This is a genomic window from Sorangium sp. So ce406, assembly GCF_051474675.1.
GTDB classification, from domain to species: Bacteria; Myxococcota_A; Polyangia; order Polyangiales; family Polyangiaceae; genus Sorangium; species Sorangium cellulosum_G.
On the sequence record NZ_CP150340.1, the window covers coordinates 2,986,935 to 3,011,417 of the forward strand.

Consider the following 24,483-nt stretch of genomic DNA (forward strand, 5'->3'; position numbering starts at 1 on the left):
CCGCGGTAGAAGATTCCCATGACGGGCGCTGGCGAGCTGACGGCGGGCGACGAGATCCAGAATGAGCTCGCGGAGGAGCGCGGAGAGGCGGAGCTGCTGCTCCGCGCCGTCCTCGATCACCTCCCGATCAGCGTGGCCAGGTACGACCGCGAGGGCGTCTTCACCTTCCAGGACGGCAAGGGGCTCGGGGTCGTCGGCATGAAGCCGGGCCAGCTCGTCGGCGCGAACGTGCTCGATCTCTACGCGGATCACGAGGAGGCCGTGGAGGACCTGCGGCGGGGGTTGGCGGGGGAAGCCTCGCACCAGATCTACGAGGCGCACGGCGTCGTCTTCGAGTCATGGCAAGTCCCGGTGCGCGACCAGCGCGGGCAGCCCGATGGGCTCATCACCGTCACGCTGGACGCGACCGAGGCGAGCCAGCGAGAGCGGGAGCTCCAGATACAGATCGACAGGATCGAGAAGCAGCAGCGGGTCATCCGCGACCTGTCGACGCCGATCATCGAGGTATGGGACAAGGTGCTGACGCTGCCGATGGTGGGGGTGGTGGACAGCCTGCGGATCTCCGAGGTGATGGACAGCCTGCTCGACGCGATCGTGAACAAGGACGCTCGGTTCGCGATCCTCGATCTCACGGGCGTGGACGCGGTCGACACCGGGACAGCGGGGTACCTGATCGAGATGATCAACGCGATCCGGCTGCTGGGGGCGGAGGGGATCATCACGGGGATCCGGTCGAACGTGGCGCAGACGATGATCGCGCTGGGGCTCGACCTGTCGAGCGTGACGACGGTGGGCAACCTGCGCGCCGGCCTGAAGCTCTGCATGCGGCGCATGGCCGCGGCGGGCGAGCGCGGCGGCGTCGCGCCGGCGGTGAAATAAGGCGCGCGGCGATCCTCGGGCGAGCACGGGAGCCGCGGCCGCGGAGATGGCGAGTGCGTCGATCGCGCAGCGAGCGCCGGGCGAGCTCAGCGATGCGGTGCGATATTTCCTCAGGCGGGTTCACGAAACGCTCCGGCGGGGGTCGACAGACCCTCGACGAGCAGCACGCGCGCGGGGTAGAAGGCTTCCATGACGGGGGGCGGTACGTCGATGTCGATGACGGGTGCGGAGATCCAGAATGAGCCCGAGGCGAGGCTCGGAGAGGCAGAGCTGCTCCTCCGGACCATCCTCGACAACCTGCCGGTCGCCGTGTGCAGGTACGATCGCGAGGGCATCTTCAGGTTCCACGACGGCAAGGGGCTGGAGGTCTCCGGCATCAAGCCGGGGGAGCACCTCGGCAAGAGCGTCTACGAGCTCTACGCGGGCGCGCCGGGGGCCGTGGAGGCCATCAAGCAGGCGCTCGTGGGTAAGGCGACGCACACCGTCACCGAGGCGCACGGCCTCACCTGGGAGACATGGTTCGTCCCCGTGCGCTACAACGGGGAGCCCGGCGCGGTCACGATCACCATGGATGCCACCGCGGCGAGGCAGCGAGAGCAGGAGCTCCGGAACAAGCTGGAGCTGATCGAGAAGCAGCAGCGGGTCATCCGCGACCTGTCGACGCCGATCATCGAGGTATGGGACAAGGTGCTGACGCTGCCGATGGTGGGGGTGGTGGACAGCCTGCGGATCTCCGAGGTGATGGACAACCTGCTCAACGCGGTCGTGAACAAGGACGCTCGGTTCGCGATCCTCGATCTCACGGGCGTGGACGCGGTCGACACGCGGACGGCCGGGTACCTGATCGAGATGATCAACGCGATCCGGCTGCTGGGGGCGGAGGGGATCATCACGGGGATCCGGTCGAACGTGGCGCAGACGATGATCGCGCTGGGGCTCGACCTGTCGGGCGTGACGACGGTAGGCAACCTGCGCGCCGGCCTGAAGCTCTGCATGCGGCGCATGGCCGCTGCGGGCGAGGGCGGCGCCGCCGCGCCGGCGGCGAAATAGCGGTCGCATCATGGGGGCAGGGGAGCCGTTGACGGGCGCGGAGATCGACAAGGAGCCCGAGGCGAAGGTCGGAGAGGCAGAGCTGCTCCTCCGGACCCTCCTCGACAACCTGCCGGTCGCCGTGTGCAGGTACGATCGCGAGGGCACCTTCAGGTTCCACGACGGCAAGGGGCTGGAGGTCTCCGGCATCAAGCCGGGGGAGCACGTCGGCAAGAGCTTCTACGAGCTCTACGCGGGCGCGCCGGAGGCGGTGGAGGCCGTCCGGGAGGCGATCGAAGGGCATGCGGCGCACACCGTCACCGAGGCGCACGGCATCAACTGGGAGACATGGGTCGTCCCCGTGCGCCACGACGGGGAGCCCGGCGCGGTCAGCATCACCATGGATGCCACCGCGGCGGGGCAGCGAGAGCAAGAGCTCCGGAACAAGCTGGAGCTGATCGAGAAGCAGCAGCGGGTCATCCGCGACCTGTCGACGCCGATCATCGAGGTATGGGACAAGGTGCTGACGCTGCCGATGGTGGGGGTGGTGGACAGCCTGCGGATCTCCGAGGTGATGGACAACCTGCTCGACGCGATCGTGAACAAGGACGCTCGGTTCGCGATCCTCGATCTCACGGGCGTGGACGCGGTCGACACCGGGACAGCGGGGTACCTGATCGAGATGATCAACGCGATCCGGCTGCTGGGGGCGGAGGGGATCATCACGGGGATCCGGTCGAACGTGGCGCAGACGATGATCGCGCTGGGGCTCGACCTGTCGGGCGTGACGACGGTGGGCAACCTGCGCGCCGGCCTGAAGCTCTGCATGCGGCGCATGGCCGCTACGGGCGAGGGCGGCGGCGCCGCGCCGGCCGCGAAATAGGCGCGCGCCAAGCGCGCGTGCGGCCGCGGATCAGCGGTGGATCACGAGGCGGGTCGACGGGTCCTTGCGCGTGACCTGGACGGCGTACCACCCCTCGGGCACGGCCGGCTCGGTCCAGTGAAATAGCCACTTCGCGTCGACCGGCGAGAGGTTCACGCACCCGCCGCTCTGCCCGTCGCCCCAGTTGTTGTGCCAGTACGCGGCGTGCAGGAGGTACTTGCTGAAGAAGTGCTGGCTCCACGGCACCTCCGCCTCGATCCAGTCGTCCTCGTCGACGTGGGGCGTGATCAGCGTCTTCGTGATCCACTTGCGGTTGATGCGGTACTGGCCGAGCGGGGTCGTCGAGGGCGGCACGAAGGGCTCGGCCTCGGTCCTCTCCGGATCCTCGGCCCCGTTGCGCCCGGCCGAGATCAGCGTCGCGAAGACGGGCCGGTCGCCCTCGTAGGCGATGAGCCAGCCCTCGAGCGCGGCGATCTCGATCCACGTGTTCCTCGGCCCCTCGGCCACCGCCTCGGGCGCGCCGCCGCCGAGCTGGATGGGGCGCCCCCACGGGTTCCGCGATTTCCGCGGCTTGACGACCACCGCGTCGCGCTCGAGCACCCAGTACCCGTCGTCGCGGGTCTCGAGGTAGGTGAGCTTGCCGACCTGCCTCGATTTGCCCGTCAGCCCGACCCTGTCGAGGCGCTCCCACACGGCGTCCGTCTTCTCGAGCTGCTTCTCCTCGGTGAGGCGGTACTTGGGGCGCGGCTTGCGGCGGAAGAACGCGACGGGGAGGCGGACCTCGGAGGTGAGGTGCACGCCCTGGAAGGTGGCGCCCTCGTACGGCTTGACCTTGTCCTTCGGCACGAACGTGAGATCCGACGCCCAGAGCCACGTCGCTCCGCCAGCCTCGACCTCCCGCGTCCACGCGACCGACGACCGCGGGCGGACCTGCATGTGCCGCGTATCGTGCATCCCCGAGGGCCACTCCGGGGTCTCGAAGCCCTCCACCTGGAAGAGGCGCTTGAGCCCGAGCGACTCGCCGTAGCGGTACGGCAACGGCTGATCCGCCAGCGGGGCGTGGGCGGCCAGCGTCTGGAGCATGGGATCGGCCGCGTCGAGCGTGGCGCGCTCGCCGTCGACGCAGACGTAGCCGCGCGGCTCGACGGCGTAGAACGCCGGGCAGTCGCCCGCGCCCCGGAGCGGCTCGGCGCTCTTCAGCCGGACCGAGCTGCCGATCGTGAGCTGGCCGATCCACTGGGACTTCGGCCGCGGGGCCGCCCGGATCATCACCTCGCGGCTCTTCGAGTACACGCGCGCGAGCGCCGCCGGCGCCGTCGGCTCCCCTGCGGCCACGGCGGGCGCGACCGCGGCGGCCGGAGCCGCCGGCGAGGGCGCCGGAGCGACGGCCGGCGCGACGGCGTCCGCCGGTCGTGCGCCCTCCGGCTCCGCGACCGCCACGCCGGCGCTCCCCGCCGGGCCGGCGGTCGAGCCGGTGTCGCGCCGCGACGACGTGCACCCGACGAGCCACAGGACGCCGAGGGCAGCGGTACACAAGCGGCCGGACATAGGCGCGCCACCCTAGCACGTTCAGCCTGTCTGGCGGAATGACCTGCAAAGCTGGAATCGGGAGTCGAGGCGCGCTCTGGGCGCGAGCGGCGCTTGCGCGGCCCGGGAGGTGCGGAGATCAGAAGCTCCGGCGGAAGAGGCCGTTTGCCCCGAGGATGGCGTGCGCGCCGGCGTAAACCCAGCGCTGCGCGTAGTCGACGGCGATCGACTCGACCTGTGCGCCCGCCAGGCCGAGCGAGCGCCAGCTCTTCCCGCCGTCGGCGCTGTGCAGCACGCCCTCTCCCGAGCAACCGATCACGAGCTCGTCCTCGCGCTCCGGGTTGACCTGCACGGCCGAGCCCGTCGTGCACGGCGCCGCCTCGAGCTGCGTGCGCTCGCCGGCGACCGCCACGAACCACGCGCCGCCCATCGGCCCGCCGTGCACCAGGATGTACGCTCGCGTCGGCCCGAGCGCCGCGCTCGCGGCGAGATCGGGGACGCCACGCCGGTCGAGCTCGCGCCAGCGCTCGCCGCCGTCGTCCGAGAGCAGCCAGCGCGAGCCCACGACGAGGCGGCGGTCCCGGAACGCGGCCAGCGCCGAGCAGCGCTCGACCTCCGGCGACGCGGTCCAGCCGTCGCTGTCGTGGGGACTCTGGTAGAGCCCAGCTGCGTAGGCCGCGAGCACCTGCCGCTCATCGACGGCGAGGCCTCGCATGGCGCCCTCCACCGGCGCGGGGACCTCGTACCAGCCTCGCCTGGCCTCATCGAAGAACGTGAGCGCGCGCCCGGCGCCCGGCGCCATCCAGATCCGCCCGCCGGCAGCGTCCTCGACCAGGCTCGTCCCCGGATGGCCGGGCAGGCGCAGGCGCTCCCACGAGCGGCCGCCGTCGCGGCTCAGATGGCTGCTCTTCTCGTCGCCGCGGGTGGTGGCGAAGAGCGTCCCCCGGCGCGTCAAGAGCACGAGGGGCGAGCGCCACGCGGGCCCGGAGCCCAGGGATTCCCAGCCGGCGTCTGCCCGCGCGATGCCCAGCGCCGCGCGCGCCGCGCTGCTCGCGTTGACCCCCGCGAACCCGAGCACGAGCGGCCAGGCGAGCCAGCGCGGGAGCGACGAGCCCTTCGGCCACAGCGCAAACAGGCTCCCGCCGAGCATCAGGCTCCCGAGGGCGAGCGCGACCACCAGCTCGCCGGTCCGCGCGGTGTGCGCCGCGAGCCCCGTTCCCAGGAGCAGCGCCGCCGCTCCGAGCAGGAGCGACATCCAGCCGTGCGCCCGGCGGACCTGGACCTCGAAATCGCGCTGGGCGCGCGCCGCCGCCTCGTCGCCGAGCGTGGCCCGGCTCAGCGCGGCGAGCAGCCCGCCGACGAGCGCCATGGCGACGCCCGCCGGCGCCTGGAGCGATCGCGCCCGTCCAAACAGCGCTCCGATGTCCGGGTCGAAGGCCCATCCCAGCCAGCCGAGCGCGGCGCTCGCGAGGAAGAGCACGCCGGTGACGAGGAGGAGGATGCCGGCGGCGAGGGTGATGCGAGCGAACGCGTGCAAGCGCCGCCGGTGGTAAGCCGGGCCCGCCAGGGCTGCAACGACGGGCGCGCCAGGATTTCGATCGCCGCGGGTGTCACGCTCGGCCCTGCTCGCGCCTAGAGCCGAGGAAGGCAGGCGACGACAGCCGGCCGGACCGGAACAAGAAGCAGAAAAGGAGAACGCCCATGCGTCGTTGGCTCAAGGTGACCCTGATCGCGGCCGTCCTCGGAATCCCCACGGCGGCCTACGCGGGTACGCAGCTCGCGGGCGGCTGTCCGTGCGCGGATTGCCCCTGCCCGGACTGCCCCTGCGGCTGAGGACCATCGCCCTTGGAACCGCGCGCGCGATCGCTGCTCAACGCGTCGATGAGACGCCTTGCTGACGGCGATCGCGCGGCGTTCGATCCTGTCTATGCGGCCCTGTGGCCGGCGATCAGCGCGTTCTGCCGCCGCATGCTCGGCGGCGAGGCGGACGCCGAGGACGCGGCGCAGCAGGCGCTCCTCAAGGTCTTCGACCGCGCCAGCTCGTTCGATCCCGAGGCGGACGCGCTCACCTGGGCGCTCGCGATCGCGGCGTGGGAGTGCCGCACGACGCGGCGGCGGCGGTCGCGGTCCAGGGAAGCGCCGGACGAGCTCGTCCCGTCGATCGCGGCCGACGCGCCCACGCCCGAGGACGCGGCGATCGCCCGCGATCTCGACGACGCGGCGCGCGAGGTGCTCGGCACGCTGGCCGAGGCAGATCGCGAGACGCTGCGGGCGACCGTGCTGGAGAGCGACCGCGACCCCTCGCTGTCGGGCGCGGCGTTCCGGAAGCGCCGCGAGCGCGCATTTGCCCGCCTCCGGGAGGCGTGGAGGAGGATCTATGGAACCTGAGGCGCTCGTGGGCTTGAAGGAGAGGGCCTATCGCGCGTACGAGCGCGGGAGGGCGCGACAGGCCGCCTGGGCGGCGTCCCCGACGCTCGCGATCGCGCTCGTGGCGGCGCTGATGAGCGACCGCCCGCTCACCACCGCGGTCATCGGCGCGGCGCTCTACGTCGCCGCGGCGCTGCTCTCCTGGCGAGGGCGGCAGCTCGGGCGGGGCGTGCTCCCGGGCGTGGCGGCGGGGCTCGTGCCGTTCGCGGCGGCGCACGCGGCGCGCGTCTACGGTCACCTGTGCACGCCGGAAGGGTGCGTGTCGATCTGCGTCCCTGCGTGCCTGACGGGCGGCATCGCCGCGGGCGTGCTGCTCTCGCGCGCGCTGCGCCGGTCCGAGCGGCTCGGGGCCTCGTGGGCGTCGGCGTGCGGCGTCGCCGCCCTGACGGGCGCGCTCGGCTGCGCCTGCGTCGGCTTCGGCGGCGTGGTCGCCCTCGCGGCGGGGCTGCTCGCCGGCACCGCGCCGCTCGCGCTCCGCCCCGCGCGCGGCGGCGCGTGATGTCGCCCTGACGTCGCGCCGCGCGCCCGCGGCCAGCGCGGCCGCCGCCGGTGTATGCTGGGCGCCGTGGGAGATCCGACGCTCGACCCGGACGGCGCGTTCGAGGAGGCCCTGGCCGCGCTCGGCGCGGGGCCGGCTGCGCTCTCCGCCGACGAGAAGCGCGCGCTGGACGACGCGGGCCACGTCCTGTTCCGCGCGGCGATCGACCCGGCGTGGCTCGAGGCGCTGCGCGCGGACTGCGACGGGAGCGAGGGCGTCACGGCCCAGGGCGGCAACCAGCAGCTGGCGTGCCTCGGCGAGCGCCAGGGCGCCATCCTCCGCGTCCTCCAGTGGCCGCGGCTGCTCGCGGCGGCGTGGCACGTGCTCCGCCGGCCGTTCGCGCTGGGGGCGGTGGCGTGGCGCTGCCCGCGGCCCGGCCTGGGCCAGCAGGGCCTGCACATGGACTGGGGCGCGCAGGGGGATCCGGGCCTGTTCCACGTCGTGACCGCGCTGTGTTACCTCGACAGGGTCGTGCCCGAGAACGGCGCGACGCGGCTCGTGCCGGGGTCTCACAAGCTGCGCCGGAGGCCGCCGAAAGATCTCGCGGATCCCGCGAGCCGTCATCCCCAGGAGACGACGGTCCAGGCGGAGGCGGGCTCGTTGCTCGTCTTCAACGGCCACCTCTGGCACGCCGGGACCCGCAACCGCAGCGGCGCCCCGCGGCGCGCGCTGCAGTGTGGCTTCGTCGCGCGGGAGCACCGCGGCATGCCGTCAACCCTCGTGGACGACGCCGATCTCCTGCCCCCGCCGGCGCGCCTCGTGCTGGGGATCACGGTGGGGATCACGGGGTGATCGGCCGTCCCGGGGTGGCGTGAGGGCGCCGCCGATCACGGCTCGATGCGGCACCTCGCGCTGCACCCGTCGCCCCCCGTCGTGTTGCCGTCATCGCACGTCTCGAGCCCCCCGACGTCGCCGTCGCCGCACGCGACCGCGGGATCGATCAGGTCGCGGCGCAGCTTCAGGTCGTCGCGCAGGGCGTTCACGTTCGCGGTGAACTCGCGCAGATCGGCCCGGGTCGCCTCGCCGGCGCTGGCGTTGCCGATCACCCGCGCCGCCAGATCGACGACCGCGAGCAAGGCGCCCTCGTCCCAGGCCTCGCTCGCGAGGCGGGTGAGCTCCGCGCGGAAGCGCTCGTCGAGCGCCGGGATCTCGCGGATCCGGCCCGGGAGCACGGCGACGGGCGCCGTCTCGGTGTCGAACCACGGGTCTTCCAGGATTCGATCCATCCCGTGGGGCATGAACACGAAGCGCCCGTCCACGGGGTTCTCGTAAAGATAGTAGTTGTTCGCCCGGTACGCGTAGCCGTCCCAGTGGCCCATCAGCGCCTCGAGGGCGTAGGTCGTGATGTACCGATCCAGGTCGAGGTGCTGGCTCGCCTGCGCGGCGAGCTGCTCGTCCGGCGCGTCGCGGATGACGTCGGCGAGCGCGCGGAGCTCGGCCGCGCCGTCGTCGTCCCCGCCGTCGAGCTCCACGGCGTCGATATCCTCGACGAAGTCGCCGCAGCACGGGCCCTCGTAGAGCGCCCCCTCGTCGTTGACCTCGCCGAAATGGCGCCTCAGGAACCGCTTGTCGATCGCCTCGGTGACGACGTAGATCCCCTTGTCGACGCCGTTCAGCGTCACCACCGCGTGCACGCTGCGCGCCGCGGGCAACCCGGCGCGGGCGTGCAGCTCCTCGCCGACCTGCTCGCGCATGAACGTCGGGTCCTGCTTGGCGCTGTTCAGCAGGAGCTTCTTGAGCCCGTGCAGATCCGCCTTCTCGTCGAACTCGTCGAACTTGAGGCTGAAGCTCGGCTTCTCCGAGAGCTCCACGAGCGCGTTGCCCTTCTGCCGGATGCCGGCGCCGGTGACGACCTCGCCGTCGTAGGTCAGGGTGCACGGCACGCGCTCGTCGAGGTCCGTCGCGAGCTGGTTCAGATGCGCGTCATCGACGGTGATCTCGACCCTGTGGAGCACCGACCGGTCGAACACCACCGCGGACGCGGCCCCCTCGTCGACCGGACAGCCGCTCTGGCTCGCCACGACGAGGGGCAGGAAAAGGAGGGGGAAAGCGCCACGGTTTCTCATCATTCCCGGCTTACCAGGCGGCCTCCGTCGGCGCCACGCGCGGAGGGACGCGTGCGTCAGGGCGTCAGGGCGTCAGGGCGTCAGGGCGTCAGGGCGAAGCAGTAGATCCCGCCGTAACCGCCGCCGGATCCCACGCCTGTCGCGCCCTGCGCCGGTCCTCCCGCGTCCACGAGGTTGACGCTGGGCGAGCACCCCGGCGCTTCGTGGGCCGATATCCAGTGGGCCATGTTGAAGTCGCCGCCCCCGCCGCCGAAGTTCCTCGGCCACGAGTGGCCGAGGCGCGGCTTCCCGGAGCTCCTGTCGCCCGACGCGCTCGTCCAGTCGTTGCACGTCGCCGTCGGGCCAGACAGCCGGCCTTGCTGGTTGCTCCCGGTCATGGTGTCGTGGTTGTCGACCTCGGGCTGGCTCGGCTCGGGCTGGTGGTTCGGGACGCCATCCTCGTTCGGCAGATCATCGCCGATCGCCTCGTCGGCCCCGCTGGGACGCTCGCCGATCAGCTCGCCCTTGTTGTTGGCGACCAGCCGGCCGAGCCGATCGTACCAGGGCCCCTCGCCGATCCGGTCGATTGCGTCGACCTGCTTGCCGTCCTCTCCTGCCGCGGCGCTCAGGAACGCGCGCCACGTCTTGCTCCCCGCGCCCGGCATGCTCTTCTCGGCGATCGTCGCGCAGATCTTGTCCGCGCCGCGGAGACCGGCGCCCGGGCCCGTCTCGCCGAAGCGGAGATCGCCCCCGAAGCCGTCCTGGGAGCCCGACAGCTCCCGCATCGCCGCGAGGCTGGTCACGAAGAAGCTGAACGGCTCCGTCGTCGCGCCGCCGGTGGAGCTGCTGCTCGCCGTCGCGGAGCCGCCGCTGGTCGCGGAGCCGCCGCCGGAGGTCGCGGAGCCGCCGCTGGTCGCGGAGCCGCCGCCGGAGGTCGCGGAGCCGCCGGTGGTCGCGGAGCCGCCGGTGGTCGCGGAGCCGCCGCCGGTGGTCGCAGCGCCGCCGGAGCTCGACGACGCGTCTGTCGCGCCGTCGCTCGAGCCGTCGCTCGAGGCGCCAATGTCCCCGCTGGAACAGCCGAGCACGTGCGAGGACAGCGCGATGGTGAGAGGGAGCCACAGGGAGCGATAAGCAAATGCCATGGTGTCGGTCTCCTTGTCCTGATCAAGCCACGTTGTTCGTCACGCCGTGTCCGGCGAGGCTCATGGGCAGGTGAGATCGCCCTGGCAGGTCTGCCCCTCTGACACCGCGAGCTGCTTCCTCATCATTCCCGGCGTACCAGGCGGCCTCCGTCGTCGCCGCGGGGGCTGTCGAGCGTGATGTCGAACGCCTGACCGGGGGAGAGCGCCACCGGCGTGTCGAGCGCGATCGTGACCACGCGGCCCCATGCGGACACCTTCGGCGTCGGCCAGCAGTGCAGCGGGAGCGCGGAGACGAGCGGGCCCACCGCCACGACCGTGCCCGCGATCGGGTCGCCGCCCTGGCCGCGGACGCGGAGCTCGGCGGCGTCTCCCTCGCGCAGGCCGAGGGAGGCGCGCTCGGGGACGCAGGCGACCGCGTGCGCGCGCGAGCCCGCGCTCACGGGCTGCTGGGGCTCGCCGGGCTGGGCGACCGCGAAGCCGAGGACCTGCCCGCCCGGGCTGATGTCCAGGTGGAGCCACAGGGCAGCCCCCAGCGTGAGCGCCAGGGCGATCACCGGGCCGGCATGCTGGAGCGCGAGCGCCGCGCGCAGCCGCCTCACGGCGCTCCGGCGGCCGCCCCGCGGCCGGGGTAGGGGCGCGCTTGCTTGATGTAGAGCGTCGCCGGCTCGTTCGGGCTCGCGTCGTCGTCGAATTTGAACTCCACGTCCATCGCGTACCAGCCGCTGTTGCCCGCCGCGGCGCCGTAAGCGGGCGAGAACCGCTCATGGATGGCGTCGAGCGCCACGCCGAGCTGATGGATCTGCGCCGCCGAGAGGACCGTCTGGCCCTCCGGCATCAGGGTCGAGTGGGTGAGGTACGTGACAGGCTGGTTCGGCTGGTTGAAGAAATAGAGGAACTCGTCGTTCGTCACGCCGGCGGGCGGGGCCACCACCTCGACGTCGCCGCCCGTCTGCACGTTGACGTAGAAGGCGGGCTGGATCCCGGTGGGGTCGAACGGGTTGTTGGTCAGCGCCACGCCGTTCGCCTCCTCGTCCGGGAAGTTGTGGTGCACGAGCAGCGCCATCCCGATGGTCCTGTGATCGATGCCGTAGTACGTGCGTTCATCGAAGGTGCGGAGCTTCCAGGCGCTCGCGTACGTCTTGCGGATGGCGTCGAGGACATCCTCCCAGTCGGTCGGATCGCCGGTGTTCGAGTCGTAGCAGCCGGCGCACGGGAACCCGTCGAGATCCTCGCTGTTCGTGCTGGTGCGGAAGCGCATCGGGTGCCCGGCATACTCCGCCTCGATCTTCGCCCGGAGGAGGTCCTGGAGCTCGGCGTCGATGGGCGCGCTCTTCATGTCGTCGCGGAGCGTCTTCAGCGCCTTGTCGCGGACCGCCGCGTCGGTGTTGAACTGCGGATCGGCGAGCAGCGCCTCGATCTGCTCGTAGAAGCCGTTCTGCTTCATGAACAGGTCGTAGTAGTAGACCGGGATCGAGAACGCCTTCTGGATCGGGACCTCGGGGATCCTCGCCAGGATGGAGTAGTGGGCCGACTTGCCGCCGAAGGCGAGGACGGCCTTCTTGATCGCGTCCCGGAGCGGCTCGCCGTCCGCCGGATCGGGGGTCACCTCCTCGATGTCGCGCAGATCGGTGACCGTCAGATCCAGCTCGGGGAGCGTGACGGGCTCGGGCTTGTGCGCCTCCCAGAACGCCTCGGCCTCCGCCTCGGTGACCTCGCGGACGCTCCAGGACGACGGCCCCGCGGTGAGCTCGACCAGCTTGTCCTTCAGCGCGAGCAGATCCGGGTGGTTCATCGCGTTGCGCAGCCCCATGTTGGGCGTGCGCCGGTTCTGGGAGAGCACGTTCACGTGCGAGAGCGGCGTCTGGAACTCCTCGGTGATGATCCCCTGGACGACCGAGATGTCGTTGGGCGCCTCGTCGAGGACCACGATGTCCTGGTGGGACAGGTACTCGTCGGCGAGATCCGCCGCCTTCGCGAAGTGGAGCCGCCCCACCGCCGTGCCGAGCGAGAGCGGCTGGTAGTCGATCCCGGCGTAGAGATCGCCGGTGCTGACCACGGGGATGTCGGCGGGGAGCTTCTGCGCCTCGACCGCCACGGCCTCCGACGTGGGGTGGAAGGCGAGCTTCGTTCCGAAGAACGAGGCCGCCTTCACCGCCTTGAACAGGGCGGTGATCATGTCCGCAGACGCGGTGTCGTAGGGCGAGAGCTCGAGCGCCCACACGTCGGGGCCCTGGTAATGCGTCACCGCGCCGAGGACGAAGCGGCGATCCGGCGTGAAGTACTCGGTCGCGTTGAACTCGGAGAGGGAAGGGACGTAGGGCAGCGCGTCGCCGGAGAGGTGCGATGACACGAAGTCGTAGTGGATCTGATAAAGCACGCTGTTCTGGAAATACAGCGCGTCTTGATCGGCGCGATCCAGGACCACCTTGACCGAGCGCGCGCCGGGCAGGCTGGCGTCGACGGGCGCCGACGCGAGCGCCTCGAAGTCCGCGGCGCACCCCACGCGCTTCAGGAACTCCGTCGACCCGTCCTCGCTCGTACGTTCGCAGACCTCCGGGGTCGCGCCGACGTCGTCGGGCGAGCCGCCGCCGCACGCGCCTGGCAGCGCCGCGGCGAGCAGGGCGAGCGCGAGGATCGACGTGATGCGATTGCGATGAACCATGAATCCTCCTGAGACAAGTAAGCTGATCGAGGGGGGGCGCGCGGCGGTACGCCTGCGTCAGGGCGTCAGGGCGTCAGGGCGTCAGGGCGTCAGGGCGAAGCAGTAGATCCCGCCGTAACCGCCGCCGGATCCGACCGTGGGCACGTCGAGCTGCGGCGGCCCCATCTCCACGAGGCTCACGCCCGGCGCGCACCCCGACTCGTCGAGGGACGACATCCAGTTGGCCATGTTGAAATCGCCGCCGGGGCCGCCGGGGCCGCCGGGCCCGCCGCCGGGGAAGCCGGGGCCGCCGCCGTCTCCGAATCCTCCTCCGAAGTTCCTCGGCCACGAGTGTCCGACGCGCGGCCTCCCCTCGGTGTCCCTGTTGCCCTCCGCGGACGTCCAGTCCTTGCACGTCGCCGTCGCGCTGTAGAGCCTGCCCTCGTCGTTGGTCCCCGTCAGGATATCGTGGTTGTCGACCTCGGGCTGGCTCGGATCGGGCTGGTGGTTCGGGACGCCGTCCTCGTTCGGCAGATCGTCGATGATCGCCTCGTCGGCCGCGCTGGGACGATCGTTGAGCAGCTCCGTTTTGTTGTTGGCGACCAGCCGGCCGAGCCGATCGTACCAGGGCCCCTCGCCGATCCGGTCGATCGCGTCGACTTGCTTGCCGTCCTCTCCTGCCACGGCGCTCAGGAACGCGCGCCACCCCTTGCTCCCTGCGCCCGGCATGCTCTTCTCGGCGATCGCCGCGCAGATCTTGTCCGCGCCGCGGAGACCGGCGCCCGGGCCCGTCTCGCCGAAGCGGAGATCGCCCCCGAAGCCTTCCTGCGAGCCCGACAGCTGCTGCATGGCGACGAGGCTGGTCACGAAGAAGCTGAATTTCTCGGTCGTGCCGCCGCCGGTGGTGGTCGTGGTGCCGCCGCCGGTGGTGGTCGTGGCGCCGCCGCCGGTGGTGGTCGTGGCGCCGCCGCCGGTGGTCGTGGTGCCGCCGCCGGTGGTCGTGGTGCCGCCGCCGGCGCTCGACGACGTGCCGGTCGTTCCGTCGTTCGAGACCTCCGGGTCCGAGCCGGAGCAGCCGACGACGGGCGAGAGCAGCGCGAGGGCGAGGGGCAGCAGGGAGAGAGAGCGATAAGCGATGGTCATGGTCTCCGTTTCCTTTGTTCTATTAAGCTGGGCTGTTGGTCGCACCGGGAACCGGTGAGGCTCACTTGCAGGTGAGATCGCTCTGGCAGGTCTGGCCCTCGGGGCACTGCGAGTCGTCGTTGCACGAGGTGAGCCCCGCGATCACGACCGACCGCTCGATCTGGGACGAGATGACGAGATCGACCCGGCCCTGCTGGATCGTCGTGGAGCCCACGGCCCTGCGCGTGACGACGATCGTCGGGAAGCCCGCGACGCCGAGGTCGAGGAGCTGCGTGACGAGCGACGCCGGGAGGTCGAGCGAGCCGGTGTCCTCGGCGGAGCACTCGATCATCCCCTTCGTGCCCCCGTGATGGCTGATATCGAGCTTCACGTAGACCTCCGAGATGCCGGCCTGCCCCGGCGGGGTCCAGGTGAGCTGCACGGCCTGGTCGGGCTCGAGGTTGATCGCGTCGTTCAGGAGCTCCAGGGGGCTCACGCCCTTCGACTCCACCGTGAAGGCGCTGAAGAAATCGCCGCTCGCCTCGAGGCGAACCGTCTGTCCCTCGTCGGCGGGCGGATAACCGAGCTTCACGCCGGCGGGCGGCTGGTAGTTGTTCGCCGTGGGCTTCATGACGAAGGACGCCTCGCCCGACTCGACGTTCAGGCCGAGCACCGTCACGTCTCCGGCGCTGTGCGCGGCCGGGTAGGCCTGGCACGTGTCGTCCTCCACGCAGACGGCGCTCCCGCCGCAGGGCTGGTTGCAGAACGGGACGCGCGGCGTGAGGAGCCGGCAGCTCCCTTCCTCGGCCGCGAGCTCCCAGATGATCTGCGAGGGCGTGGTCCCGTCGTAGATCTTGCCGAGCACCGCGGTGGTCCCGGCCGCCTCCGGCGCGCCGTCCCCCGAGGGCGCGGCAGGCGACGAGCGCACCTGAAAGGCGCCGATGAGGCGCGTGGAGTCCCCCTCCCCGGTCGAGCCATCCGACCCACCGGCCCCGTCGGGGTCCGGGGGGTTGTTGCCCGTCGTCGTGGTCGAGCAGCTGGCAGACAGGAGGCCCAGGACCCCGCCGACGGCGCTGACGCGCCACGCGCCGCGGGAAAGGAATTTTACGATTCGAAGAAGTTTTTGCGACATCTCGGTGGCCAGGTGGTGGCCATGCGAGATCGCGGGTCAAAGTTTTTTACGGGCGGCGCACCGGCGCGAACACCGGCGATCTCTGGATCTCGGGCCGCGCGGGCCCTCGCGCTCACCCGCCGCCGAGCTCGGACAGGCGCGCGCGCAGCCGCGGCGCGTGGACGCTCGCGCCGTGGCGGGCGAGGAAGTCGGCGATGGCCGCGCGCTCGTCGGCCGTGCGCCCGAGCCGGCGCAGGCACTGCACCCGCCCGACGCGGGCCTCGGCGGCGAGGGAGCCGCCGCCGCCGGCGAGGTAGCGCTCGAAATAGCCGAGCGCCGCCGCCGCCTTGCCCTGGTGCAGCGCGAGCTGCCCGAGCGACACGAGCGCCGCCCGCGCCTCGGGGCTGGACGGGTGCTGCGCGAGCAGGTCGCGGTACGCGGCGCTCGCCTCGGCGCTCTTCCCCTGCGCGAGCCGGGACTGGGCGCGCAGGAGCAGCGCCTCGGCGCTCACCGCGGGCTCCGCCGCGCGCGGCCTGGGCGGCTGCGGCGCGCGCCCCGGGGCCTCGGCGACGCCGTCGGCCTCGGGCGCGCTCGCCGGCGGGCCGGGCGGCGGCTCGCTCGCCGGGGCGCCGTCGGCCGCGGGCGCGCTCGCCGGCGGGCCGGGCGGCGGCGCGCTCGCCGCCGCGCCCTGGTCGAGCGCCGGCGCTCCCGGCGCGGACGGGGGGACGCTCGGGACCTCCCGCCCCGCGCCGCCCGGATCGAGCGCCTCGCCGCCGCCCGGCGCGGGCGGGGGCGCCTGCGCGGGCCCGTCGACCAGCTCCGCCGCGAGCGCGGCCAGGAGGGTCGCCGCGGCGGCCACGCCGGCGATCGACCCCGCGAACCCGCGTCGCAGCGCCGGCCGCGGCGCCGCGCGGGGCCGCGCCGCGCTCGCGGGCGCCGTCTCCGCCGCGGCGCGCGCGAGCACCCGCTGGAGCATGGCGGCGTCGCTGAGCTCACGGCCGTCGGCGCGCGGATCGCCGAGCTTGCCGATCGCGGCCCAGAGCGGCGCCTCGGCGCGCAGCGCGGGGTCGTCCTGCTCGGCGCGGCGGAGGAGCTCCGCGTCGGCCACGCCGATCGGCTCGCCGCGCGCGTCAGCGGCGAGGATGGCGGGCAGGCGGTCCAGGTCGATCTCGGACTTCTGCGTCCCTGTCATGCTGTCCTCTTGCGGCCGACCGCGATGTCCTGGCGCACCTGCTTGCGGAGCGCGCCGATCCCGAGGCGGAGCCTGCTCTTCACCGTGTCGGGGCTGACGTCGGTCATGCCGGCGATCTCGTCGATGGAGTAGTCGAGCGCGTGGTGCAGGATGATCACATCGCGCTGCGCCTCGGGCAGCGCGTCGAGGTACGCGCGCGCCTCGCGCGGGAGGGCCTCGAACGGGGGCTGGTGCGGCGCCTGGGCGACCTCCTCGTCGATCGCGCTCTCCGGGGCGACCGGCGCGCCGTCCCGGCGCTGCTGCCTGACGTACCGGAGGACGGTCCGCACGGCGACGCGCCTGGCCCAGGCCTCGACGGCGGCCTCGCCGCGGTAGGTCGAGGCGCTCTCGAGGATCGCGAGCAGGGCGAGCTGCGCGGCGTCGTCGGCGTCGGCCGAGCTGCGGAGGAACGCGCGCGCGATCCGGCGCACCCGCGACATCACCTGCGTCATGAGCCAGGCCTGGGCCGCGGGATCCCCCGCGCCGGCGCGGCGCATCCGCTCGAGGTCGAGCGGCACGGTCGCCGCGGGGGCGGAGGGGGCGGCGGGGGGGACGGGGCGCGTCATGGCGCTGGCCAGGCGCAGCTCGGGCACCGGACCGAGGCTCGCGCGAAGCGCTCGTGAGTGCTCAGCGTCCATCGCCGTGACCTGGTGCGGCGCCTCGGCCGAACCGGGTCAATTTTCTTTCTGCGTCGGCTCACGCGGCGCGGGCGCTCACCGCCGGACCACACCCGCCGCTGCCGGCGGCGCTGGCAGGGCGAGCCCGAGCTCCAGCCCGAGGCCCGCGACGACCCGCACCGGGTGGGGCTCGAGCGCGAGGCTCGGGTGCACGGAGCCGTCGGGCTGCGTCAGGAGGAAGTCCACGCCCAGCATCGCCTTGAGGCGAAGCCGCTCGGTGATCGGGTACCCGAGCTCGGCGACCGGCGCGACGCTGACGAGCACGTCGGTCTGGGTCTCCAGCGGCGGCAGCTCCTGGGGCGCCATCCGCGGCCATGTCATCGGCGGCGGCGGCCACCGGGGGTACGGCGGCGGCGGCCACGGGGGGTAGTACGGCGGCGGCGTATCGCCCTTCCACGGCAGGGGCGGCGGCGCCGGCGGGGCCGCCTGCGGCTGCCGCGTGGGCGGCGGCGCGCCGCCCTGCGGGACGCGCTGGACGATATCGACGCTGGCGCGCGCCCCGAGCTGCAGGTCGATGCCGAGCGGCAGCCGCAGCCGGATCTGGCCGGTGGTGGTCACCGGGTGGCGCGCGAGCTCGTACCCGAACTGCTCGTCGCCGATGGTGGTCGCGGGCATGAGCTCGTAGCCCAGGCCGAGGACGGCGCGGTCCACCGGCGCCCAGGAGGCGCGGATCGCCGCGGCGCTCTGCCAGGGCGCCTCGCTGCTGAAGTTCGCGCCGGTGTAACCGGCGAGGACCGCGACCGCGGGCAGCCGGACCGGCGCGCGGGGGGCCTCCGGCCGGGCCACGGGCGGTCGCGGGCTCGGCGGCGCGGCGGGGGCGGCGAGGGGCGCGCCCGGCGCAGCGAGGGGCCCGCGCGGCGCGGCGAGGGGCGCGCCCGGCGCGGGCGCAGCCGCCGGCTCGGGCGGAGCCGCTGCTCCCGCCTCGCTCGCGGCGACCTTCACCTCGGTCAGCGCGGCGACGTGCCCCTCGCGGAGCTCCTCGGCGACCGCGCCTGCGATGTTGGCGAGCGACTCGAGGGCCGTCGCGGTCTGCCCGGGCACGACCGGGATGCGGCGGCCGTAGATCTGATGGCCGTCGCGCTCGACCACGTACAGGGCGAGCTCGCCCCTCGATCCGGCGTCGACCCAGAGCACGCCCCGCGCGTCCCACGCGTCGGCGAGCGCGCGGGCGTCGGGGAGGAGCTTTTGCAGCGCGGGCCGCGACGCGCCGGAACGGACGATCTGGAGGCGAATTCCGAGGGGACGGATGTGGGCCGCGACAAGGTCGACGGCCCGCGTGTCGAGGCGGTCGGCGCCCGGGGAGGCGGCGAGGACGAGCACCGGCCCGCGCGCGGCGCGGGGCTCGTCCGCCGCGGCAGGGAGGGCGAGGAGCGCGCAGGCGACGGCGCTCCCGGCCGTTCGGGCAGCGCGGAGGGCGAGCGCGGACGACGCAGCCGGCACAGGCCTTGAAACTTACCAGTGTTTCCGCGGGGGCACCATCCCTACCTCCCACTGCAGGACTGGCCCTCCTGCCTCGCGAGAGCCGTCGAAGCGGCGCCGTGGTTGAAGCAGGCGAGGAGTTTTCCTCTCTGTCTGTCCGCCGTCGTGATGGTCGAGGTCGGTTTGCGCGCTGGCCCCGTCGATGAGGAGCGCACGCGTCTTCACGGTCGTGCTCGCCCCACGCGGACGGCGCTGTAGGCTGCGCGAATGCCGGAAGCCGCGCGCAAGCGCATCCTGCTGGTCCTCCTCATCGTGGCAGTCGTCCCCGTCGGCCTCATCGCCCGGTTCCACGGCGGTCCGGCGTGGCTGCGCAACAGCGCGGGTGCGGTGCTCTACGAGGTCGTGTGGATCGCCGCGGCGCAATTCGTGTGGATCTCCGCCCGCACCCACCGGCTGGCGCTCGCGGTGCTCGCCGCCACGTGCGCGATCGAGCTGCTGCAGCTCAGCGACGCGCCCTGGCTGTGGGCCGCGCGCAGCACCGTGCCGGGGCGGCTCCTGCTCGGCGGAAATGGCGGATTCGACCTGATGGACTTTCCGCTGTATGGCCTCGGCTGCGCCCTTGGCTACGCGCTCTGCCGGCCGCTCCGCGCATCGCCATGAGCTGCCGCGCCGCGGCGGTCGCGGTGCGCGCGCGGTTGCGACGTGCGCCGGGAGGGGCCAGGCTGGCGCTCGCACCATCCAGGAGAACGGAGGCGACGTCCATGACCGAGGCTCACCACACCGGCGGCTGCCTGTGCGGCGCGATCCGCTACCACGCGCGCGGCGCGCCCTCGAGCACCAACCTCTGCTACTGCAACCAGTGCCGGCGACAGAGCGGCTCACCCATGCCGGCGTTCGCCACCTTCCCTGACGAGCGCTTCGCGCTGCTCTCCGGCTCTCCCGCGACCTATCGGTCCTCCAGCATCGCTGTCCGCCAGTTCTGCTCGACCTGCGGATCCGCGCTGTTCTGGCGCCGCGACGGGGCGCGGGAGATCGATATCTTCCTGGGCTCGATGGACAGGCCCAGCGATCTGCCGCCCCCGTCCTTCCAGATCTGGACCGTGCACCGCGTCCCGTGGCTGCCGCCCATCCCAGGGGTCGCCGACTACCGCGGGAACAAGACGGGCAGCCAGAGCTGACACCGCGCCTCCGCGCCCCCGGCGCCCGGGCGCGGAGGCGAGCCCGGGCGCCGGCGCTCCTCAGGCGCCTTCGCCGCCCTCGGCGCCGCCGGCCGTCCGCTTGGCCTCTTCCTCGGCGATCTTCGTGCGCACCTCGTCCATGTCGAGCGAGCGCACCTTCTCGATCACCTGATCGAGCGCCGACGCCGGCAGGGAGCCTGCCTGCGCGAAGAGGAGGACCTTCTCGCGAAAGATGAAGAGCGTCGGGATGGATCGGATGTTGAACGCCTGGGCCAGATCCTGCTGCTCGTCGGTGTTGATCTTCGCGAACACGATGTCCGTGTGCTTCTCGGACGCCTTCTCGAAGACGGGCGCGAAGACCCGGCAGGGGCCGCACCAGGGCGCCCACCAGTCGATGAGGACGATGTCGTTCGAGTCGACCGTCTGCTCGAAGTTCGCCGTGCTGAGCTCTGTGGTACTCATCCGCGGAGCATAGCCTCGAACCGCACCCCTGTCGCCGAGCGGCCGACCGGCCGCTTCAAGGCTGAGTCCGCCCCGCCTCGAGCGGATCCATCGGGAGCGGGCGTACCGAGCGGAACGCGATGTGCGGCCCAGGGGGGAGGAGCAGCACCTCGACCTGGCCCGGCGCCAGGCTGACGCCCGGCGGGTTGACGGAGCGTCGGCGGCCTCGAGCTCCATCCGCCCGGTGTACTCCGCGAGCTCATCGGGCTTCGGCTCCTCCGGCCGCTCGATCTTCCTTCGTCGTGCCGAGCGTGTGCGACTCGAACGAGCCGTTCTTCCGACTCGAACCCGTTCCCTTGGTGATGAATGCTCCGCCTGATCGTCCCGAGGGGACGCGTCTCATGGAGCCAGACGGAAGCGAGCCACGGAGTCAATCGTGTGAAGAAGCGTGAATGTCCTCGTCAGGAGGCGGGGTCTCTATCAAGGAGCGCAAAATTGCACCGCCCGATTTCGCGTTGGCGAGGTTGACGCCATGGACGTTGGCGCCCGTGAGGTCCGCTTCGCGCAGGTCGGCGCCGTCGACGTTGGCGCACGGGAGCCGCGCTTCCTTGAGCTTCGCGGCGCGCAGGATGGCGCCGGAGAGGTTGGCGCGCACAAAGCTCGATCGCGGGATATCCGCCTTGCTCCCGTTGATGCCGGCGAGGCTCGCCCGGTCGAAGACGGCCTCGGTCAGGCGCGCTCGCCGCAGGTCGGCGCCGTCCAGCGACGCGCCGTCGAAGCGCGCGTTGGCGCCTCTGGCCGAGGTGAGGTCCGCGCCGTCGAGCTTCGCCGAGCAGAGCTGCGCGTCGTCCAGCGTGGCGCGGGAGAGATCGGCGCGCGTCAGGTCGGCCGCGTGGAGGCGCGCGGCGGTCAGGTCCGCGCCGCTCAGGTTGGCTCTCGCCAGGCGCGCCGAGGCGAAGTTGCACCGGGCGAGCGTGGCGCCGGCGAGGTTCATGCGCTCGAGCGAGGCGCCGCTCCAGTCGATGCCCTCGAGGTCAGCGCCCGCGAGCTCCAGGTCGTAGAGCGGCTGGCCGCGCTTCAGGCGGGCGATCACCTCCGCGCGCAGGCCGCGGCCCTCCGGCTCGGGCGGGGGCGGCTCGGCGGGCGCGGCCGCAGGGGAGCCAGCGGCGCCCGTGGGTGCAGCGTCGGCGGGCGGAGCGCCGCTGGGCGGAGCGTCGGCGGGGGTGGCGGCGCTCGCGGGGGCGGGGATCGCGGGCGCCGGAACGAGCTTTTCAGCGGCGAGCGAGCGCGGGCCGTCCTCGGCAGCGTTGGTGTCGTCGAGCGGCGCAGGCGGCGGCACCGTGGAAGGCGGCTGCACGACAGGGTGCGTCTCGTCGAGTCCGGCGAGCGGAGGTGCCAGCACCGGGGGGAGCGGCTCGGGCGAGGAGGCATCGGCCCCGGCGCGCGCAAAGGGCATCGCGAACGGCACCGATCCCGGCGGCGGCTCGGGGCGCGGCGGCGGCTCGGGCGCGGGCAAGAAGGGCAGGGGAGGCGCCGAGGCCAGCGGCGCCGCCTGCTGCGTGACAGCGCTCCAGTGCGGCTCCTCGGGCCCGAGGCGCGGCTCCTCGGGCTGCACGAAGGGCAGGGCAGGCGCCGCGTGGAGCTGCGGCACCTGCTGCGTGACAGCGCTCCAGTGCGGCTCCTCGGGCCCGAGGCGCGGCTCCTCGGGCCGCACGAAGGGCAGGGCAGGCACCGCGTGGAGCCGCGTCACCTGCTGCGTGACGACGCTCCAGTGCCCGGCCGGGATCTCCACGCCCCGGTCGACAGGCGCGCTCGCCGCGTCCGCGATCACGACGGGCGCGAGCGGCCGAGCGACGCCCACCCCGAGCCCGCCATGCCCGGCCGCGGCCCCAGGCTCGCCCTCGAACGCGGCGCGCGCGTCGTTCTCGGTCGCTGGCTCGTCCCCGGTGAGCCCCGGCGCTGGCCTCGAGGGAGGCGGCCCCGGCGCTGGAGCCGAGGGAGGCGGCCCCGGCGCTGCCCTCGAGGAAGCGGGCAGAGCAGGCGCCGCCGCCGAGGGCCAGAGGAGGGGCCACCCCGGCATCTCGACGCCCGCGACGACGCGCATGCGCGCCGGCGCGTCGTCGGGCAGCAGCGCGACGTTTCCGCGCCAGATCACCGAGCAGCGCAGGCGGTCCGCGTCGATGGTCAGCGTGTCCGCGACGAGCTCGATCGGCTGCGCGTGCTCCTCCCCTCCCGCCCCGGACCGATGGAGCCGCGCGAGCCCGCGCGCCAAGGGCAGGCGGGACCGGAGCCACGGACAGCGGGGGTGCAGCCCCTGGAGGAAGATCCACTCGTCGCCGCGGAGGAACTCGATCTGCTGGTCCGCCGGAGCGGCGTGGAAATAGCGAAAGTCGAAGCCGCCATCGAGCTCCGGGGCCGAAGGCTCGATCGACCGATCGCGCGCGAGGAGGCCGCTCCTCGGGGCCCAGTGCCTCGCGATCGGCCCGAAGCCCGCCGGCCTCGCCGGATCGGTCGGATCGACGATGTTCGGCAGCGCCGCCCCGGCGCCCACGCCGACAGGGTTCGCGTCGACGTGCGGCCCGCCGTACGCGCGCTCGTACACGAGCGGCATGAGGCTGAATGGACGCGGGCTCGGGGCCTCTCGCGTCCAGTCGCCGTGGACGTGGAGCACCTTGTCGAGGATCCAGCGATCCTCGCGGAAGAGCGCGACCCGCACCGACAGCGCCGTCGCGGTCGTGCCCGCGGGCGCGGCCGCGTGCCCGCGCACCAGGACCCCTGCGCTGGGCAGGTAAGGCGCTGTCTCACACGCCTCCTCCAGGCTGCCGTGTCCGTCTCGCAGCCGATCGGCACAGATGAGCTCCGCCGGGGCGGCGAGCTCCGCGGTCCGGTCGGGGACGAGCGCGAACGTGGCCTTGACGATGACCGTGAGCCGCTCTGCTCCCTGCATGCGCCACCGCACGGCCCCGCAAGAGGCCGGCGTCAGCGCGACGACGGGGAGAGGCCAGGGCGTTCGCACGGCGTAACCTCGACTGGCCCGCGCGCCTTCACCGCCGCGGAGGGCTCTCGACGGCCGACGATACGCGGCGCGTCTCCCGGACGCAAGCGTGCGAGTCGACGGTGAGCGCGACTCGCATGGAGATCCTCGAACACTGCGCGATGACGCTGTGAAGATCTTCCGGCGAGCAACGCATGTAGGGCGCTCGCGGGCGCGGTGTGAAGACCCGCAATGGGCGAGACCGCCGCGAGCGTCGATGTCGCGTCGTGGGCAGTGCGCGCCGGGGATCCAGGCCACGGAGGCGCGCCGGGCCCACGTCGTTTATCTCTCCTCTGTGCCCTCTGTGCCTGTGTGGTTCCCTCTCTCCTGAAACCAGGAACGAGCCCGGCCGCCGGCGAACCGACGGGCGCGGCGCGGCGCCGTGCTCGCGCCGGCGCTCGACACAGGCCGCCCGTCCTGCGATCGTCGCCGTCGATGGACAGGACCGAGCGCCTCTTCGCGCTCATGGACGCGCTCCGGCGCCACCGGCGCCCGGTCACCGCGGCGCAGCTCGCCGAGGAGCAGGGCGTCTCGGTGCGCACGATCTACCGCGACGTGCAGACGCTGATCCGGCTCGGCGCGCCGATCGACGGCGAGGCGGGCGTCGGCTACGTGCTGCGGCCCGGCTTCTTCCTGCCTCCGCTGATGTTCACCGCGGAGGAGCTCGAGGCGCTCGTGCTCGGCGCGCGCTGGGTCGGCTCGCAGGCCGACGAGGGCCTCGCGGGCGCCGCGCAGAACGCGGTGGCCAAGATCGCGGCCGCCTCTCCCGACGACCTCCGCGGCCGCATCGACGACACGGGGCTCTGGCCCGTCGTGCTCGCAGGGCCCGGCGCCGTGCCGCAGCCCGTGCTCGGCCTCGTGCGGCAGGCGATGCGAACGGAGCGCGCGCTCGCGATGCGCTATCGGAGCGAGTCGGGGAGCAGCACCGAGCGCGACGTCTGGCCGGTGCAGCTCGTGTACTACGAGGGCAAGCAGATCATCGCGGCGTGGTGCTGCCTGCGCGCGTCGTTCCGGCATTTTCGCGCCGATCGCATCGCCGGCCTCGCGCTCACCGCGCAGCCCTACGGCAGGCCCCGCCGGACGCTGACGAAGGAGTGGCGTCAGGCCTGGGAGCGCGGCGGCACCGCGCCGGCGTGAGGCCGGCGAGGGCGCGGCGCGA

The 24,483-nt window shown here is 73.1% G+C and carries 23 protein-coding genes; 10 read left to right on the forward strand and 13 right to left on the reverse strand.

All coding sequences use genetic code 11. From position 1 onward, the window contains the following. Positions 1–18 precede the first annotated feature (18 nt). From WME96_RS11245 to WME96_RS11255, 3 genes are all read left to right on the forward strand, one after another. Positions 19–879: an STAS domain-containing protein gene (locus WME96_RS11245; protein ID WP_437290145.1), complete on the forward strand. Its 861-nt coding sequence runs from the start codon at positions 19–21 to the stop codon at positions 877–879. A 189-nt stretch (positions 880–1,068) separates the two neighbouring features. After that, positions 1,069–1,929, forward strand: a complete 861-nt coding sequence (locus tag WME96_RS11250; protein WP_437290146.1) for an STAS domain-containing protein — start codon at positions 1,069–1,071, stop codon at positions 1,927–1,929. A gap of 10 nt (positions 1,930–1,939) precedes the next feature. Beyond that, on the forward strand, positions 1,940–2,791 hold the full coding sequence (locus WME96_RS11255; protein ID WP_437290147.1) for an STAS domain-containing protein: 852 nt from the start codon (positions 1,940–1,942) through the stop codon (positions 2,789–2,791). A 30-nt stretch (positions 2,792–2,821) separates the two neighbouring features. Here the strand turns inward: WME96_RS11255 and WME96_RS11260 are convergent, their stop codons facing one another. Further along, on the reverse strand, positions 2,822–4,327 hold the full coding sequence (locus tag WME96_RS11260; RefSeq protein ID WP_437290148.1) for a L,D-transpeptidase: 1,506 nt from the start codon (positions 4,325–4,327) through the stop codon (positions 2,822–2,824). Positions 4,328–4,457: 130 nt separating this feature from the next. Next, positions 4,458–5,855, reverse strand: a complete 1,398-nt coding sequence (locus tag WME96_RS11265; RefSeq protein ID WP_437290149.1) for a hypothetical protein — start codon at positions 5,853–5,855, stop codon at positions 4,458–4,460. A gap of 164 nt (positions 5,856–6,019) precedes the next feature. Between WME96_RS11265 and WME96_RS11270 the strand changes: the two genes are divergently transcribed. The 4 genes from WME96_RS11270 (at position 6,020) to WME96_RS11285 (ending at position 8,075) form a co-directional block, all read left to right on the forward strand. Continuing rightward, on the forward strand, positions 6,020–6,151 hold the full coding sequence (locus tag WME96_RS11270; protein ID WP_267888043.1) for a hypothetical protein: 132 nt from the start codon (positions 6,020–6,022) through the stop codon (positions 6,149–6,151). Between the two features lie 48 nt (positions 6,152–6,199). Next, entirely contained in the window at positions 6,200–6,706 is a 507-nt protein-coding gene (locus WME96_RS11275) for an RNA polymerase sigma factor (RefSeq protein WP_437290150.1), read from the forward strand. Beyond that, positions 6,696–7,244, forward strand: coding sequence for a hypothetical protein (locus tag WME96_RS11280; RefSeq protein WP_437290151.1), 549 nt, complete (start codon positions 6,696–6,698; stop codon positions 7,242–7,244). The genes WME96_RS11275 and WME96_RS11280 overlap by 11 nt, the downstream gene beginning before the upstream one ends. Before the next feature lie 66 nt (positions 7,245–7,310). Further along, complete coding sequence (locus WME96_RS11285; RefSeq protein WP_437290152.1) at positions 7,311–8,075, forward strand: phytanoyl-CoA dioxygenase family protein; 765 nt, start codon at positions 7,311–7,313, stop codon at positions 8,073–8,075. Positions 8,076–8,110: 35 nt separating this feature from the next. On the opposite strand, the gene WME96_RS11290 is transcribed toward WME96_RS11285, so the two are convergent. The 9 genes from WME96_RS11290 to WME96_RS11330 all read right to left on the reverse strand — a co-directional run bounded on the left by WME96_RS11290 (position 8,111) and on the right by WME96_RS11330 (position 18,692). Next, a complete protein-coding gene (locus WME96_RS11290; RefSeq protein ID WP_437290153.1) occupies positions 8,111–9,349 on the reverse strand; it encodes a CotH kinase family protein in 1,239 nt (412 codons plus the stop codon). A gap of 80 nt (positions 9,350–9,429) precedes the next feature. After that, a complete protein-coding gene (locus tag WME96_RS11295; RefSeq protein ID WP_437290154.1) occupies positions 9,430–10,470 on the reverse strand; it encodes a hypothetical protein in 1,041 nt (346 codons plus the stop codon). Between the two features lie 122 nt (positions 10,471–10,592). Beyond that, complete coding sequence (locus WME96_RS11300; RefSeq protein ID WP_437290155.1) at positions 10,593–11,069, reverse strand: hypothetical protein; 477 nt, start codon at positions 11,067–11,069, stop codon at positions 10,593–10,595. Continuing rightward, positions 11,066–13,132, reverse strand: coding sequence for a PEP/pyruvate-binding domain-containing protein (locus WME96_RS11305; protein WP_437290156.1), 2,067 nt, complete (start codon positions 13,130–13,132; stop codon positions 11,066–11,068). Before WME96_RS11305 ends, WME96_RS11300 begins: the two co-directional genes overlap by 4 nt. An 81-nt stretch (positions 13,133–13,213) precedes the next feature. Further along, positions 13,214–14,254, reverse strand: coding sequence for a hypothetical protein (locus WME96_RS11310; RefSeq protein WP_437290157.1), 1,041 nt, complete (start codon positions 14,252–14,254; stop codon positions 13,214–13,216). A gap of 61 nt (positions 14,255–14,315) precedes the next feature. After that, entirely contained in the window at positions 14,316–15,365 is a 1,050-nt protein-coding gene (locus WME96_RS11315; RefSeq protein WP_437290158.1) for a hypothetical protein, read from the reverse strand. Between the two features lie 112 nt (positions 15,366–15,477). Next, positions 15,478–16,536, reverse strand: a complete 1,059-nt coding sequence (locus WME96_RS11320) for a tetratricopeptide repeat protein (RefSeq protein WP_437290159.1) — start codon at positions 16,534–16,536, stop codon at positions 15,478–15,480. Further along, on the reverse strand, positions 16,533–17,141 hold the full coding sequence (locus WME96_RS11325; RefSeq protein WP_437290160.1) for an RNA polymerase sigma factor: 609 nt from the start codon (positions 17,139–17,141) through the stop codon (positions 16,533–16,535). Before WME96_RS11325 ends, WME96_RS11320 begins: the two co-directional genes overlap by 4 nt. 147 nt (positions 17,142–17,288) lie before the next feature. Next, complete coding sequence (locus WME96_RS11330) at positions 17,289–18,692, reverse strand: hypothetical protein (RefSeq protein ID WP_437290161.1); 1,404 nt, start codon at positions 18,690–18,692, stop codon at positions 17,289–17,291. A gap of 246 nt (positions 18,693–18,938) precedes the next feature. On the opposite strand from WME96_RS11330, the gene WME96_RS11335 reads away from it, so the two are divergent. Continuing rightward, the gene (locus WME96_RS11335; protein ID WP_437290162.1) at positions 18,939–19,331 is read left to right on the forward strand and encodes a DUF2809 domain-containing protein; all 393 of its coding nucleotides are present in this window, start codon (positions 18,939–18,941) and stop codon (positions 19,329–19,331) included. 101 nt (positions 19,332–19,432) lie between these two features. Then, positions 19,433–19,849 carry a GFA family protein gene (locus WME96_RS11340; protein WP_437290163.1) on the forward strand — a complete coding sequence of 139 codons (417 nt, stop codon included), beginning with the start codon at positions 19,433–19,435 and terminating at the stop codon, positions 19,847–19,849. A 60-nt stretch (positions 19,850–19,909) separates the two neighbouring features. On the opposite strand, the gene trxA is transcribed toward WME96_RS11340, so the two are convergent. Both trxA and WME96_RS11350 read right to left on the reverse strand, forming a co-directional pair. Beyond that, entirely contained in the window at positions 19,910–20,311 is a 402-nt protein-coding gene (trxA, locus tag WME96_RS11345) for a thioredoxin (protein ID WP_437290164.1), read from the reverse strand. Positions 20,312–20,720: 409 nt separating this feature from the next. Beyond that, positions 20,721–23,306 (reverse strand): DUF2169 family type VI secretion system accessory protein, encoded by a 2,586-nt coding sequence (locus tag WME96_RS11350; RefSeq protein ID WP_437290165.1) that lies wholly within the window; start codon positions 23,304–23,306, stop codon positions 20,721–20,723. 453 nt (positions 23,307–23,759) lie between these two features. On the opposite strand from WME96_RS11350, the gene WME96_RS11355 reads away from it, so the two are divergent. Further along, positions 23,760–24,461 (forward strand): helix-turn-helix transcriptional regulator, encoded by a 702-nt coding sequence (locus WME96_RS11355; RefSeq protein ID WP_437290166.1) that lies wholly within the window; start codon positions 23,760–23,762, stop codon positions 24,459–24,461. The last annotated feature ends 22 nt before the right edge of the window (positions 24,462–24,483 follow it).